This window comes from Desulforamulus aquiferis (assembly GCF_030577015.1).
GTDB classification, from domain to species: Bacteria; Bacillota; Desulfotomaculia; order Desulfotomaculales; family Desulfotomaculaceae; genus Desulfotomaculum; species Desulfotomaculum aquiferis.
Genome location: NZ_JARPTC010000013.1, coordinates 39,391 through 54,164, shown reverse-complemented (window position 1 = coordinate 54,164; position 14,774 = coordinate 39,391). Strand labels below are relative to the sequence as shown.

General features: G+C 40.5%; 16 protein-coding genes. 15 read left to right on the top strand and 1 reads right to left on the bottom strand.

All coding sequences use genetic code 11. The annotated features are described in order from the left end of the window. Positions 1–40: 40 nt before the first annotated feature. The 9 genes from hfq (at position 41) to P6N53_RS09195 (ending at position 8,193) form a co-directional block, all read left to right on the top strand. On the top strand, positions 41–283 hold the full coding sequence (hfq, locus tag P6N53_RS09235; protein WP_304542557.1) for an RNA chaperone Hfq: 243 nt from the start codon (positions 41–43) through the stop codon (positions 281–283). Between the two features lie 162 nt (positions 284–445). Continuing rightward, on the top strand, positions 446–1,405 hold the full coding sequence (locus P6N53_RS09230) for an AAA family ATPase (RefSeq protein ID WP_304542556.1): 960 nt from the start codon (positions 446–448) through the stop codon (positions 1,403–1,405). Positions 1,406–1,450: 45 nt separating this feature from the next. After that, positions 1,451–2,692, top strand: coding sequence for a methionine gamma-lyase family protein (locus P6N53_RS09225; protein WP_304542555.1), 1,242 nt, complete (start codon positions 1,451–1,453; stop codon positions 2,690–2,692). Between the two features lie 276 nt (positions 2,693–2,968). Further along, entirely contained in the window at positions 2,969–3,991 is a 1,023-nt protein-coding gene (locus P6N53_RS09220) for a TRAP transporter substrate-binding protein (RefSeq protein ID WP_304542554.1), read from the top strand. Between the two features lie 69 nt (positions 3,992–4,060). Continuing rightward, complete coding sequence (locus P6N53_RS09215; protein ID WP_304542553.1) at positions 4,061–4,570, top strand: TRAP transporter small permease; 510 nt, start codon at positions 4,061–4,063, stop codon at positions 4,568–4,570. Beyond that, on the top strand, positions 4,571–5,851 hold the full coding sequence (locus P6N53_RS09210) for a TRAP transporter large permease (RefSeq protein WP_304542552.1): 1,281 nt from the start codon (positions 4,571–4,573) through the stop codon (positions 5,849–5,851). Positions 5,852–5,921: 70 nt separating this feature from the next. Continuing rightward, a complete protein-coding gene (locus P6N53_RS09205; RefSeq protein WP_304542551.1) occupies positions 5,922–7,289 on the top strand; it encodes an acyclic terpene utilization AtuA family protein in 1,368 nt (455 codons plus the stop codon). Position 7,290: 1 nt separating this feature from the next. Then, positions 7,291–7,614 (top strand): DUF4387 domain-containing protein, encoded by a 324-nt coding sequence (locus P6N53_RS09200; protein ID WP_304542550.1) that lies wholly within the window; start codon positions 7,291–7,293, stop codon positions 7,612–7,614. A 168-nt stretch (positions 7,615–7,782) separates the two neighbouring features. Continuing rightward, positions 7,783–8,193 (top strand): MerR family transcriptional regulator, encoded by a 411-nt coding sequence (locus P6N53_RS09195; RefSeq protein ID WP_304542549.1) that lies wholly within the window; start codon positions 7,783–7,785, stop codon positions 8,191–8,193. 25 nt (positions 8,194–8,218) lie between these two features. On the opposite strand, the gene lexA is transcribed toward P6N53_RS09195, so the two are convergent. Next, the gene (lexA, locus tag P6N53_RS09190) at positions 8,219–8,857 is read right to left on the bottom strand and encodes a transcriptional repressor LexA (protein WP_304542548.1); all 639 of its coding nucleotides are present in this window, start codon (positions 8,855–8,857) and stop codon (positions 8,219–8,221) included. Positions 8,858–9,134: 277 nt separating this feature from the next. Here lexA and P6N53_RS09185 point away from each other — a divergent pair, with 277 nt between their 5' ends. The 6 genes from P6N53_RS09185 (at position 9,135) to P6N53_RS09160 (ending at position 14,696) form a co-directional block, all read left to right on the top strand. Beyond that, positions 9,135–9,494: a DUF3147 family protein gene (locus P6N53_RS09185; RefSeq protein ID WP_304542547.1), complete on the top strand. Its 360-nt coding sequence runs from the start codon at positions 9,135–9,137 to the stop codon at positions 9,492–9,494. Positions 9,495–9,496: 2 nt separating this feature from the next. Further along, positions 9,497–9,889: a DUF3147 family protein gene (locus tag P6N53_RS09180; protein ID WP_304542546.1), complete on the top strand. Its 393-nt coding sequence runs from the start codon at positions 9,497–9,499 to the stop codon at positions 9,887–9,889. 84 nt (positions 9,890–9,973) lie between these two features. Continuing rightward, on the top strand, positions 9,974–11,341 hold the full coding sequence (locus tag P6N53_RS09175) for a sigma-54 interaction domain-containing protein (RefSeq protein WP_304542545.1): 1,368 nt from the start codon (positions 9,974–9,976) through the stop codon (positions 11,339–11,341). A 267-nt stretch (positions 11,342–11,608) separates the two neighbouring features. Continuing rightward, positions 11,609–12,451, top strand: coding sequence for a fumarate hydratase (locus P6N53_RS09170; protein ID WP_373323028.1), 843 nt, complete (start codon positions 11,609–11,611; stop codon positions 12,449–12,451). A gap of 12 nt (positions 12,452–12,463) precedes the next feature. Continuing rightward, positions 12,464–13,018 (top strand): Fe-S-containing hydro-lyase, encoded by a 555-nt coding sequence (locus P6N53_RS09165; protein ID WP_304542543.1) that lies wholly within the window; start codon positions 12,464–12,466, stop codon positions 13,016–13,018. A 130-nt stretch (positions 13,019–13,148) separates the two neighbouring features. Further along, on the top strand, positions 13,149–14,696 hold the full coding sequence (locus P6N53_RS09160) for a phosphoenolpyruvate carboxykinase (ATP) (protein WP_304542542.1): 1,548 nt from the start codon (positions 13,149–13,151) through the stop codon (positions 14,694–14,696). Positions 14,697–14,774 lie beyond the last annotated feature (78 nt).

The window sequence follows — 14,774 nt, the reverse complement described above, 5'->3', positions numbered from 1 at the left end:
ATATATATTAGAAAAAATTTTCCAATTGGAGGTACCTCTAATGACTAAAGCCCAAATAAACTTACAGGATGCTTTTCTCAATCAGGTGAGAAAGGAAAATATTCCAGTGACCATTTTCCTTATTAACGGATTCCAATTAAAGGGTATGGTTAAAGGGTTTGATAATTTTACAGTCATTTTGGAGAGTGACGGTAAACAGCTAATGGTTTATAAGCACGCCATTTCCACCATTAGTCCGCTTAGACCTGTCAATACCTCCTTTTCGGAGAGTAAGCCCCTCTAAAGGAAAATATTTGCCTCTCCCCTGTGGAGGGGCATTTCATTTTTATATCAGTTCTAAGGAGATTTTATTTAAGACTATTCTTATTAGGTAACTATTATCATGTCCGAGCGTATAATGTGAAAGGGTGTTTTTAACCGTTTCGTCTCGGAGGTGATAGTCCAATTGGTTAAAATAAGGATGTGGCAAAGACCGCCAAGTCGCAGTGAGCCCCCAAAGCCTGCTAATTTACTTAAGAAACCAGCCATGCTAGGTAAAACATCTGGCGATCAGGACAAGGCACAGCCGGGAGAAGAACTGAGTAAAAAAGCTGCAGAAGAGATTCTAGGGGAATTAAACCAATTAGTGGGGTTAAATAGTGTAAAAAAATTAGTTAAGGAAATACAGGCCTTTGTTGAAATACAAAAGCTTAGGCAAAGGGAGAAATTAATATATGAGCCAATGGTTTTACACATGATTTTCAAGGGTAACCCAGGTACTGGTAAAACCACGGTGGCAAGAATCATTGGCAGACTATTTAAAGAGGTTGGGGTGCTCCCCAAGGGTCATTTGATTGAGGTAGAGCGGGCGGATCTGGTAGGTGAATATATTGGGCATACTGCATCAAAAACCAGGGATCAGATTAAAAAGGCTCTGGGGGGAATACTCTTCATCGATGAAGCCTATTCACTGGCCCGGGGTGGAGAAAAAGATTTTGGTAAAGAAGCCATTGACTCAATGGTAGCCAGTATGGAAAATAATAAAGATAACCTAATTATTATTCTGGCAGGTTATCAGGAGGAAATGGATTATTTCTTGGAGATTAATCCTGGTTTAAGATCTAGGTTTCCTATACATATAACTTTCTCTGATTACTCCATTGATGAGCTAATGAATATTGCAGATTTAATGTTAAACCAACGTCAATATATTCTTTCTCCATTAGCCAGGGAAGAACTTATAAAAATGTTAGATAATCAGACCAGGCGCCATGAGCATAGCGGCAATGCCCGTTTGGTAAGGAATCTTATAGAAAGGGCTATGAGGCATCAGGCTGTTAGGTTAGTGGGGGGGAAAAATATCTCCAGGGAAGATTTAATGGCTATCAATAAAGAAGATTTAGCAGGGGCTCTGGAGGATTTATAACTCTCCAGGGCACTGTAATTAATTTAGAATATTAGTGGAGGAATAATGAACACACATCAATTGGACAAGCTGGCGTTGGAAGTAGAAGGAGAGGTACAAAATGTTTATCGGGAGATAGAAGCTAAGGCTATGGTAAATCATGCCCGGGTGCTGGAAGGATTTCACTTAGCCAGGGTCTCAGATTATCATTTGAAGGGTTCTACCGGCTATGGTTATGATGATGCCGGGAGAGAAGCACTGGAAAGAGTTTATGCCCATGTGTTTGGTGCGGAAGCAGCTCTGGTCAGGGGGCAAATAGTATCTGGAACCCATGCCATAGCAATAACGTTATTTGGACTCCTTAGGCCGGGTGATGAACTGCTTGCTGTCCAAGGGTCCCCCTATGATACCCTTGAGGAACTCATAGGAAAAAGGGGTGATGCGCCAGGGTCGCTAAAGGATTTAGGCGTAACATACAAGCAAGTGGAATTAAGCCAACAGGGCCTTCTGGACTATGCTGAGATAGGGAAATCCTTAACCAGTAAAACCAAGGTGGTTTTGGTGCAACGATCCCGGGGGTATGCTTGGAGACCATCATTAACCCTTAATGAACTAAAGAAACTGACATCATTTATAAAGAAAGCTGCTCCCCAGGCTCTAATATTTGTTGATAATTGTTATGGTGAGTTGGTTGACACCTTGGAGCCACCGGCTGTGGGGGCAGACATAATTGCAGGGTCATTAATAAAAAATCCGGGTGGTGGCATTGCCCCCACTGGTGGTTATGTGGTGGGTAAGAGAGAACTGGTAGAAATGGCGGCAAATAGATGGACAGCACCTGGGATTGGGGCTGAAGTTGGACCATCCCTTGGGCATCAAAGGTTATTATTTCAAGGCATCTTTCTGGCACCCCATACCGTGGCCGAAGCCATAAAAGGAGCAGCCTTTGCCGCCAGATTATTTGAACGGCTCGGATTTAAAGTATCACCGGGCTATAATGAAGAACGCTCTGACATTATTCAGGCCATTGCCTTAGAGTCTCCAGAGAGGTTGGTTGCTTTTTGCAGAGGGCTACAGGGTGCTTCGCCAGTTGATGCCCACGTTCTACCGGAACCAAACTATATGCCTGGCTATGAAGATGATGTAATAATGGCAGCAGGAACCTTTGTGCAAGGGGCATCCCTTGAGCTAACTGCTGATGCTCCCTTGAGGGCACCCTATTCGGTGTATCTACAGGGAGGAATGTCAAAGGAATATGTTCGATTAGGTGTTATATCAGCTGCTAAGGCTGTAATGCAGGTGAAGTAACGCCTTCACGATTTTAAAACACACTGCCAACAATAAAAAGGCAGTGTGTTTTTATTTAAGCAAGAGTTTCGAAAACCACTCGGGGTCAAAATTTTACCGTTTGCGGTTTTTTTCTTGGTTAATAAGACATAACATACTATCATTGAGACATACAAATTAACTAAATATTCTTATTATGTTGGTATATTGTATACACCATTTCGGGCTTGGGGGTGATTTTGGGCTCCGTATTCATACTATTCAAAATTATTAAATATAAAATGAGGAGGTATTAGATTGAGAAAGTTTAAAACCATTATCAGTGTATTGGTTGCTGCAGTTTTAGCACTGTCCCTTGTGGGTTGCGGTGGCGGAAGTAGCAACGACGGTGAAAAAAAAGCAGAAAAAGTGGTAATTAAATTTTCCCACGTAGTTGCGGAAACAACTCCCAAGGGTCAAGCTGCTCTAAAATTCAAGGAATTGGTAGAACAAAAATCCGGTGGACAAATGGAAGTGCAGGTGTTCCCTTCTTCTCAATTAGTGGGTGATAAAGAAGAATTAGAGGCTCTTTTGGCCAATAATATACAAATAATTGCTCCTTCAGTAACCAAACTGGTAGGCTTTGAACCTTCTTTCCAATTAGTTGATATGCCTTTCTTATTTGCCAGCGACGAAGCAGCCATGAACTTCTATAATGGCCCAATGGGTCAGAAGCTTATGCATAGCTTAGAACCAAAGGGTATGCTAGGTATTGCCTGGTGGCCAAACGGTGCAAAACACTTCACGAACAATAAACGACCACTTAAGACTCCTGAGGATTTTAAAGGACTGAAGTTTAGAACCCAGAGCGGCGGTTTATTGGACGCACAATTTAAGGCATTGGGTGCTGGTTCCCAAACTCTGGCCTTTGCTGAAGTTTATCAGGCCTTGCAAAATGGAACAGTTGACGGACAGGAAAATACCTTCAATAACACAGATACTCAGAAATATCAAGAGGTTCAGAAGTACTTAACTGTTTCTGGACACGGACGTTTAGACTATGTTGTACTTACTAACACCAAGTTCTGGAACAGCCTAACTCCAGAACAACAAAATATCTTTAATGAATCCATGCAGGAGGCTACTGAGTTTGCAACTAAGCTTGCAAATGAACTCAATGATAAGAGCAGGGAGAATATTGAAGCCTCCGGCAAGGTGGAGTTCTATGAGCTAACTGAAGCAGACCGGGAGAAGTTTATTAAGGTATTAGAACCCCTATATGCTGAGTATGAAGGAAAAATTGGCAAAGAGTACATTGACGCAGCCAAGGCTAGTAAGTAAATAATTAGCTCTTAATGGGGGCGGTGGTTTTTATTCCGTCCCCATTTTTATCATGTGGGGGGGAGTCTATTGAAAAATATTAATAAATATTATACGGCTTTTGAAGATTACTTCTCAGGTGGCATGCTTTTTCTAGGTTTAACTATGGTATTTATAAATGTAGTATTACGGTACTTTTTTAATATGCCCCAATCATTATTGGATGAATTTTCTGTATACTTTGTGGTGTGGGGAACCATGGCTGGACTTGCAGTAGCTTTACGTAATGATCACCACATTAAAGTTGACATGCTTTATAATTTTTTGCCTATCAATATAAAGAGATTTGTCAGTATTTTTGCAAATAGTTTAGGTCTGGCCTTTGCTATTTTCTTTATATATTACGGAGTTGAGCTTGTTCAAACCTATATCACTTACGGTCAAAAATCCACTGACAGCCAATTTCCCCTATGGATAGTAAATTTAATCATGCCCGCCAGTGGTGTAATGTTAGGTATTAGGTTTATTGAGAAGTTATACTACCTAATTCCTAAGGGCGGCAGTGAATGGCTAAAAAGGGATAGGGGGGAGGAGCATTAAATGACAACTGCACTATTGTTTTTGCTATTTGTTATACTATTCCTCTTAAATGTACCTATTGCCATTTCTTTGGCTGTTTCAGCCATCATTATATTAGCTGCTACATCAGATTTCAGCCTATACATGATTATCCAGAGGATGTTTGCATCCCTACTGTCTCCTACCTTGATGGCAATACCCGCCTTTGTGTTTGCGGGTGTATTAATGTCCAGGGGTGGTATTGCAAAGTATCTTGTTAACTTTTTAAGGGCTTGGTTAGGCCATCTTCCAGGTGGATTAGCAGTTGTTACAATCCTGGCCTGTGCTGTTTTTGCAGCCATATCCGGTTCCAGCCCTGCCACTGCTGCAGCCATTGGGGCAATTATGCTACCTGCTATGGTTGATAATGGGTATCCTAAGCGTTATGCCATGGGACTTGTGGCTGTAGGTGGAACCCTGGGCATTCTAATTCCACCCAGTGTCACCATGGTTATATTTGGCGTGGTAGCTGAGGAATCCATCGGAAAATTATTTATGGGTGGACTACTTCCAGGGGCTATATTAACCCTTGCACTAATTAGCTCAGCAGTCATATATTCTATTAGAGGTGGCTTTGGTCGCGGAGAAAAGAGTTCTTGGCCTGAACGTTGGAAATCAACTATAAAAGCTTTGCCAGGAGGCTTTTTGCCAATCTTCATTCTGGGGAGCATTTATACCGGCATAGTAACGCCGACGGAAGCGGCTGTATTGTCAGTTTTTTATACCATAGCAGTATCGGTTTTCATTTATAAAGAACTGCACTTAAAGGATATCAGGGGGGTACTAAAGGAATCCATTAATATATCCTCCATGATATTTATGATTATTGCAGCAGCCATGATTTTTTCCTTCTTTCTTACAACTAATCAGATTCCTATGGCAGTTGGAAACTGGATATCTGAGAACCATCTAAACAAATACCTATTTTTCCTAGCCACAAATATAATGTTCTTTGTCATGGGAACATTTTTGGAGGCAGTATCAATCACACTCATTACCCTGCCTATTTTGTTACCAATGATTCACCATTTGGGAATAGACTTAATTCAATTTGCAGTTGTGATGACTGTGAACATGGAGTTGGCGATGATTACTCCTCCCGTTGGTTTGAATCTATTCGTGGTAAGTGCTATGGCCAAGGATAGATTGGAGAATGTCGTGCGTGGTGTACTACCCTTCATACTTATAATGGTAGTCATGCTAATATTCTTTGTGCTTTGGGAGGATGTTTCATTATATATCCCGAGAGTCTTAATGAAATAACTGGCAGATGGGTATATAATAGGGTGAGACCAATTTGGTCTCACCCTAAACATTTTTGGAGGGATTTATCTTGAAGGAATACAGGGTATTATCACCTACAGCTATACTGGGCTACGGATTCCCGGAACAATCATTTATTAAAGGGCTGGAAAAGAATCCTCATTTAATTGCTGTGGATGCAGGCTCTACAGATCCAGGCCCCTATTATCTTGGGGCAGGAGTGTCTTTTACTGATCGAATGGCTGTAAAGCGAGACCTAGAGCTGATTATTTCAGCCGGTTTGCAAAAAGAAATACCAGTAGTTATTGGTACTGCCGGGGGATGTGGTGCTAAAGCTCACTTGGATTGGAATCTGGAGATCATTAAGGAATTGGCGGAGGAAAAGGATTGGGCCTTTCCCATAGCTGTTATTAATTCGGAAATAGATAAAGATAAGGTTATCGAGGCCTTTAATAATTGCAAGATTTCGCCCCTATACCCAGTACCTGAGCTAAATCTGCATGAGATTCAGGTTGCTGAGCGTATCGTGGGACAAATGGGTGTAGAACCTGTTATCGAGGCATTGAATAAGGGGGCAAAGGTTGTCCTAGCGGGAAGGGCCTATGATCCGGCGGTATTTAGTGCCTCTGCCATAAATGCAGGTTTTGACAAAGGCTTGGCCATTCATATGGGAAAAATACTTGAGTGTGGGGCAATTGCAGCAACTCCTGGAAGTGGCAGTGATTGTCTGTTAGGTACATTAAGAAGTGATTGCTTTATTGTAGAGCCACTAACTACGGAAAGAAAGTGCACCCCAACATCCGTAGCTGCCCACACCTTGTATGAAAAAACTAATCCATATTTATTACCGGGTCCAGGGGGAGTTTTGGACTTGAGGGAAACAAGCTTCACCGAGGAAACTGAGAGGTCCGTAAAGGTGGCGGGGAGCAGATATATAGCAAATGAAAAATACACCATAAAGTTAGAGGGAGCAAAAAAAGTTGGCTACCGAACTGTTTCCATAGCCGGGTGCAGGGACCCAATTATGATTTCTAAGATGGAGCATATAATTGAAGCAGTTCGCGGGAGAGTTCAGGATAACTTTAGCAAGTATAACTATGAATATTATTTGAACTTCAATATATATGGTAAAAACGGTGTAATGGCTCAACTTGAGCCGGAGAAAGTTATTAATAGCCATGAACTAGGCATTATCATAGAGGCAGTTGGTGAGACACAAGAAATTGCCAATACCATATGTTCCTTTGCCAGGTCTACCATGTTACATTATGGTTATCCTGGACGAGTAGCCACTGCAGGAAACTTGGCCTTCCCTTACTCACCATCTGATTTTAAGGGCGGAGCTGTTTATAATTTCAATATATACCATCTCATGGAAGTCGAGAATCCACTTAGTTTATTTCCTATAGATATTATTAACTTTGGAGAGGGGAAATAGCATGAAGTTAATTAGTCTTTCCGAGGTAGCCTCTGTAATAAGAAGTAAAAACTCTGGTCCCTATGAATTAACCCTGGATATAATCTTTAATGATAAAAAAATATTTAATGCAGCTTGTAAAGAAAAAGTAATTACTGAGTCGAAAATTGCTGAGCTTTATGGGATAAACGAAGAACAAGTAATCAGCATTGTGGAATTTGCACCTGCTAATGCCATTAAGGCTACTATAGTCCGCCCAATACCATCCGGGGCTTTAGGTGAAACTGATGTCTATGGGGCCCAGCAGCATGCGCCTTTATTGGAACTGAAGTTTAATATTGATTAGTCACACTAAAATCGGCAAAATCTACAAAAATTCGAGGTTTGTCCCATGCGCTGAAGATATTTAATATTTTTTTAAGATTTTTGAGTTATTTAGCTTATTTACAAATTTGGTTTGGAGACTTTATAATGTATATAAATATAAAAAATTGTTATGAGAGGAGATACAGATTTGTTTCGTAATGATGATCAACCAATGTTTAATATAGGAGTTATTGCGGAACTTTTAAAGGTTCACCCAGAAACATTGCGTATTTGGGAAAAACATGGCTTGGTAGAACCCTCCCGTCGAAATAAACAACGTCTGTACAGCAATAATGACGTAAAGAGACTGCAATTTATTCATATGTTAATCAATGATAAGGGTCTCAACATTGCTGGAGTCCTACAAATAATTAGCATGTATCCTTGTTGGACTACAAAGCATTGCTCCGGGAACAATAACAAGGGTGATGGGGCTAATACCAGTAAACCATGTTGGAAAGAGCAGGGTACATACTGTTTTGTGCTGGAGGACTTAGCTGACCAGTGCAGTGTCTGCCCTCACTTTAAAAATGGTTGTCAAGCTAACTCTGAACAATAAGAAAAGAGGCCTAATGGCCTCTTTTTTATATTTTTCTAATCAAACCAACTGCTTTACCAAGTACCTTTACATTTTTAGTATAGATAGGAGATAAATTACTATTTTCTGGCTGGAGTCGGATCATATTCTTTTCTTTATAGAATCTTTTAAGGGTTGCCTCGTCTTCAAGAAGAGCCACAGCAATTTCACCGTTATTTACTGTTTCCTGCCTTCTTACCAACACTAAATCCCCTTCAAAAATACCTGCTTCAATCATACTATCTCCCTTTACCGTTAACATGAAAAAATCACCAAAACCTGTAAAACTTCTGGGGAGAGTAAGGGTTTCATCATAATTTTCTACTGCCAGCAGGGGAACGCCAGCAGCAATTTGTCCTAAAAGAGGTACTGTGATTAACTCTTCATCATCATTAAACTTGCCCTTGCTAGTTGAAGTAGAATCAACTGACTTATCTTGATCCGTAATAATTTCAATTGCCCTTGGTTTGGTAGGATCTCTCCGAATATAACCCTTTTGCTCTAATTTTTTCAAATATGTATGTACAGTGGAGCTTGAGGCTAGCCCTACTGATTCACCTATTTCCCTAACTGATGGGGGATAGCCCTTTTGCTTTACATTTTCTATGATAATATTTAATATTGATTCCTCTCTGGAATTAAGCATATTATTCACACCTTTCAAGGTCGCTGAGTTTTCTTTTGGTATATTATAACATCTTGGTGGCAATATGCAAAACACTTGTTCGTAATTAAATGAAATTATTTATTATAATTAGCAAATAGATGTTGCTTGATGAAATACACAGGAGTACAATAAAGCCAAAGGTCAGACCATAAGATGGAATAACCGATTTCCGGGGTAATTACCCCGGGTTTTGTATTTTATAGATGTTGTTTTAATATTTAAACAATTGGAGTGATGTCAGATGGAGGCAATTTCAATGTCCGGGGTATTACTCAGATTTGCCTTTGGCGGCATAGCAGTGGTAATGTCCACCATTGTGGCAAGGTCTGTGGGGGGGAAGGTGGGTGGCATATTTGCTGCTTTTCCTGCTGTTTACCTGGCTGCCTTAGTAGGTTCTGTCTGGCAGTTCCAAGGAGAACAAGCTTTGCTGGCAGCCCAATCAATATCAAAGGGTGCAGTAGTTGGAATGATTGCCAATATGATATGTGCGGTTGCAGCCAGCTATTTCATAATCAGACAGGGGCACTGGAAAGGGATATTATCCTCTTTGGCAATATGGATGCTGGTATCCTTAATCATATTTTTTTCAATAAATTATCTTGGATGGGGGCAATGATCATGAGCAAAAACATCATAGATTTGTCAGTGAGATTTGTCTTAGGAGGCTCAGCTGTAGCCCTTTGCTATATCTTATTAATAATAATTCCCTGGAAGAGCTTGGCAGGGATATTTGCAGCCTTCCCAGCGGTAATGATTTCCGCAGTAATCATTGCCGGATCAGAAAAGGGCCGCACCGAGGCATCGGAGGTAGCTTATGGGGCCATTGCCGGAATGTGTGGGGGATTAATCTGTGTTTTAGCAACATGGCTTTCCATAAAGAATATGAATTTATTAGCCCCTTCCATCGTAGCCGGTATCATATGCTGGCTGATTGGTTCAACAGCTTTTTTTGTTTTGATGAAAAAGGCAAAGAAAAAGCCTAATCCATTACAAGTTAAAACACATGCTTAGAGTATTTCAGGAACAAAATGTATTAATATGATTCTGAAAGGTTTTTTAAGCAGGACGGGCGAATAATATCATGGGGGTGATTTGGTGCTATCTCTTGGTATTATAGCTGCTGTGTTGGATTCGGTTCAAGAGGCCATTGAAGTAACAGATAAAGATGGGAATATTATTTATGTAAATCCTGCCTTCTGTCGAATAACCGGTATCCCCTTTGAAACCAGAACTAAAGAAAATATCTTTAATATATCACCTGAGGGTGCTTTGGCCTTAGCTTTAAAAACAGGAAAGTCCATTACAGGTCACAGAACAAAGGTTGGGGGTAGTAATGCTGAAGTAATTTCTAATGCTGTACCTATGGTGGTCAATGGTGAGATCATAGGCGCAGTGGTTATATTTCAACATATCACGGATATTATTAAGCTTATAGAAGACTTAAAGCGCAGTACCAACATGATTAGGGATCTTTCCGATAAATATGGTCAGGTAACCCAGAGTAAATATGGCTTTGAAAACATTGTTGGGGGCAGTGCTGCCATAGGAGATTGTATAAAAACCGCCCAGATGGCAGCTAGAAGCAGCAGTACGGTACTCATTCTAGGTGAGAGTGGAACTGGTAAAGAAGTGTTTGCCAACGCTATTCATAATGGAGGTCCCAGGAGAGATAATCCCTTTATTGCCATTAATTGTGCAGCAATACCCGACACCCTTTTGGAAAGTGAACTCTTTGGTTATGCCAGGGGTGCCTTTACCGGCGCCTTAAAGGACAAAATTGGAAAGTTTAGCTTGGCCCATTCAGGCACACTATTTCTTGATGAGATAGGGGATATGAATTTACTATTGCAGGCAAAACTGCTAAGGGTACTGCAAGAACGTGAATTTGAGCCTTTAGGAAGCAATAGAACTATTAGTATCGACGTGAGGGTAATTGCCGCAACCAATAGAAACCTTAAACAACTGGTTAGGGAGGGGAAGTTCAGGGAAGATCTCTATTACCGCCTTAGTGTAGTGGAAATAAATTTGCCTACCCTAAGGGAGAGAACTGAGGACTTACCAGAATTAGCAAACCACATTATCACTAGTCTTAACAGAAAGCTAGGACGTAAGGTGGTGGGATTAACTGCAGAGGCCCTTGGGGCAATGTCCGGCTATAATTGGCCTGGAAACATTAGAGAAATGGAAAACGTTCTGGAGAGAATTATGGTCTCCCTGGACTCAGAATTAATCACCATCAAAGAATTAGCACCCCATATAACTATGGGCTTGGGCAACCAGGATGTGCCTGAACTAGGATTAATGCCCCTTGATCATATTGAAAAAATCATGATTACAAGGGCCCTTGAAAAATATGGAGTCAGCGTGGAAGGTAAACGGCAGGCAGCCAAGTTTCTAAATATTTCCCTGGCTACTTTGTATAATAAAGTCAAAAAATATAATATTTTAACTTCTAATATTTAGAATAATTCTAAATATTAGAAACATCAAAGAGCTCACCACCATGTTCTAATGGGTGTGGGCTTCTAATATTTAGAAACTGATAAATATATGTGATAACACATTAATTAATATGTTACCATTTAAGGTTAAAATAAGACCATTCACCCCTGCTAAGCAACTGTTAATGGAAGGTTACCAGGTAATGGTAACTGTTTGTGCTTATGGCACGTATATTGCAAGAATATAGTAAATAAAATAAGTGATAGATTGAATAAGGAGGTTACCGGCATTAGAACTATTGATGTACAGCAAATAATTGAGGCAGTGGCAAAAATTTGCCAAGAGGCGAACTATAAATTGGAGGATGATGTTCTGGACTCCTTTAAAAAGGCCTGTAACACAGAAGTCTCCCAAAGTGGTAAGGAAATACTTAATCTTTTGCTGGAAAATGCACATATAGCCTCATCCGAGTCCATTCCCATGTGTCAAGATACTGGTTTTGCCGTGGTATTTGTAGAAATGGGGCAGGATGTTCATGTGATTAATGGTGATTTTAACGAAGCTATTAATGAGGGTGTCAGGAAGGGATATCAAGAAGGATATCTTCGTAAATCTATAGTTGGCAATCCTCTGGACAGGGTAAATACCGGTGATAATACCCCGGCTGTAATACATACTAATATAGTTCCTGGTGAGAAAATAAAAATAACTGTTGCGCCAAAGGGTGGCGGCAGTGAGAATATGAGTGCCCTTAAAATGCTCAAGCCCGCTGAAGGTGTTGAAGGTGTAAAAGGCTTTGTGTTAGAGACTATCAAAAATGCCGGACCAAACCCATGCCCGCCCCTGGTAATAGGTGTTGGGATTGGCGGTACTATGGAAAGATGCGCATTACTGGCCAAAGAGGCTTTACTCAGACAGATTGGAAAACCTCACCCCCTAGAAGATATTGCTAAACTAGAACAGGAGTTATTGGATAAAATCAATAGGATGGGTATTGGACCTGCAGGTTTAGGCGGTAGAACCACAGCATTGGGTGTACATATAGAAATATTTGGTGCTCATATTGCTAGTTTACCTGTGGCAGTCAATATAAACTGCCATGCTGCAAGGCATAAATCCGTTGAAATATAGGAGGGTAATAAGGTGACCAGAGTGCGTTTAAATACTCCTTTAAATATGGAGGTAGTAAATAATTTACGAATTGGACAACAGGTATTAATAAACGGAGTTATTTATACCGGGAGAGACGCAGCCCACAAGAAGCTCGTTGATCTATTAGACAGGGGAGAAGATCTACCGGTGGACCTTGACGGACAGATAATTTACTATGTTGGACCTTCTCCAGCACCTCCAGGGAGAGTTATTGGCTCTGCTGGTCCTACTACCTCAGGGCGTATGGATGCCTATGCACCTAGGCTCATAGAAAAGGGTTTAAAGGGAATGATTGGCAAGGGAGCACGCAGTGAGTCGGTAATTAAGGCCATGAAAGAATACGGTGCAGTGTATTTTGCTGCCATCGGTGGAGCTGCGGCCCTAATCTCCAAATGTATTGTTGAAGCTGAAGTTGTGGCCTATCCGGAATTGGGTCCAGAGGCTATTTATAGATTGGTTATTAAGGACTTCCCAGCCATTGTTGTTAATGATGCATTCGGCGGAGATTTATATCAGGCTGGTAGAAAACTATATGCCATAGAATAAAACCAATAAAATACAGGCGTTAATATGAGCATTTCTTGTTAACTGACTGGTTCACGTTGACGCCTTAGTGTATATTGTATACAATATACACTAATTGTAGTCAGGGTTATTAAGAAAGGGGATACCAAAAATGGCGAATTTAAAACGTTTTGTGGAGGCTGCCAATATTATCAATAATCCTTCACCAGAAGAACTAAGGAGAATGGCTGCGCACAAAGAAAAAACCACTAAATTTGGTAGTGCTAGTTTTATCTCTCAAATGCGTAATAGAAGCGCAAAGGTTACCTTTGTGGTTGATGCAGATGGGTTTAATCTAGGTGTTGACCAGCAGGGCATGGCTCCTGAAAAGGCCCTGGCATTGGCAGAGCAGGTACACCAATTTTTACAAGATAAAGAAGTTATCCAAATGGACCGCCAGTTATGCACCCATACAAGCTTTAAGTACCATTGCAGATTATATATCACAAAGGATTTTGCCAGCATTCCATTGCAGTGGACCAGTATGACCTTTGAGCCAGAGGATAAAAACGCTGAACCTGATTTAGTTAGTATCTATGTGCCTGAATGGCCGGAAAAAATTATTTTCTGTCACCCAGTGGAAAAAATATCCTATATCCTAGGTCCGGACTATTTTGGTGAGTGTAAAAAATCCTTTTTGCGCAAAGCAATGTTTGATATTAAACAAAGAGGCGGTTTAGGCTTCCATGCCGGCAGTAAAGTCCTCAGGGTAACCAACAGCCAGGATGAATTAGTTGATGTTGGATTTATAATGTTCGGTCTGTCTGGTACAGGCAAAACTACTCTAACCATGCACGATCATGAACTTATTGAACCAGAAAAAGTCATGATTAGGCAAGATGATGTAGTATTGATGAACATTAAGGGTTATTGCTTCGGCACGGAAAATGGTTTTTATATCAAGACTGAAGGCTTAGATGAATCCCAACATGTGTTATATAATGCTGCAATATCTCCACAGGCAATTTTTGAAAACGTTAAAGTCATGGACGATGGAACCATTGATTTTGATAACGTTGAATTAACCTCCAATGGTAGAGGGGTTATTTTGCGAAGCGAGGTTATTGGCACGGACGATAAGATAGATTTAGAAAAGGCAAATAAGATTATCTTTATTACCAGAAGAAATGATATTATTCCCCCTGTTGCCAAACTAACTCCTGAACAGGCTGCAGCCTATTTTATGCTGGGAGAGTCAATAGAAACTTCTGCCGGTGATCCTGCAAAGGCCGGACAGTCCAAAAGGGAAGTTGGGACCAATCCATTTATTATGGGACCAGAAGCAGAAGAAGGGAATAGATTACTGGTTATACTGAAGGCCAATCCTGATATGGAATGCTATATTCTTAACACCGGAGCAGTTGGAGCCAAACCAGAGCAAGCTGGTAAAAAAGTTACTATTAAGATTTCCACCGAAATAATGAAGCATATTGCCAAGGGAACAATCAAATGGGAGAAAGACTCAGATTGGGGCTATGATATACCTGTTGAAATCCCAGGACTCAATATAAAGGAATACTTACCCAAGGGTTATTATGAACCGCAAAGCTATAATGAATTGGTACAAAGACTTCGTGAAGAAAGAAGAAATTGGCTTGCCAAATATAGTGGACTTAAAGAAGAAATTATTATGGCTATAGAAGCGCCTGAAATAGACTAAATATTCCATGTACACAGGATATATCAGATAATTCGGAAAATAGCTCCGCTATTCATGTTATACTCTAACTAGCTTAAT

Excerpts from the sequence above, each read along its gene's own strand:
- P6N53_RS09210 (WP_304542552.1), top strand. The coding sequence starts at position 4,571 with ATGACAACTGCACTATTGTTTTTGCTATTTGTTATACTATTCCTCTTA.
- lexA (WP_304542548.1), bottom strand. The coding sequence starts at position 8,857 with ATGCTTAATTCCAGAGAGGAATCAATATTAAATATTATCATAGAAAAT.
- P6N53_RS09185 (WP_304542547.1), top strand. The coding sequence starts at position 9,135 with ATGTCCGGGGTATTACTCAGATTTGCCTTTGGCGGCATAGCAGTGGTA.
- P6N53_RS09180 (WP_304542546.1), top strand. The coding sequence starts at position 9,497 with ATGAGCAAAAACATCATAGATTTGTCAGTGAGATTTGTCTTAGGAGGC.
- P6N53_RS09160 (WP_304542542.1), top strand. The coding sequence starts at position 13,149 with ATGGCGAATTTAAAACGTTTTGTGGAGGCTGCCAATATTATCAATAAT.
- P6N53_RS09225 (WP_304542555.1), top strand. The coding sequence starts at position 1,451 with ATGAACACACATCAATTGGACAAGCTGGCGTTGGAAGTAGAAGGAGAG.
- hfq (WP_304542557.1), top strand. The coding sequence starts at position 41 with ATGACTAAAGCCCAAATAAACTTACAGGATGCTTTTCTCAATCAGGTG.
- P6N53_RS09200 (WP_304542550.1), top strand. The coding sequence starts at position 7,291 with ATGAAGTTAATTAGTCTTTCCGAGGTAGCCTCTGTAATAAGAAGTAAA.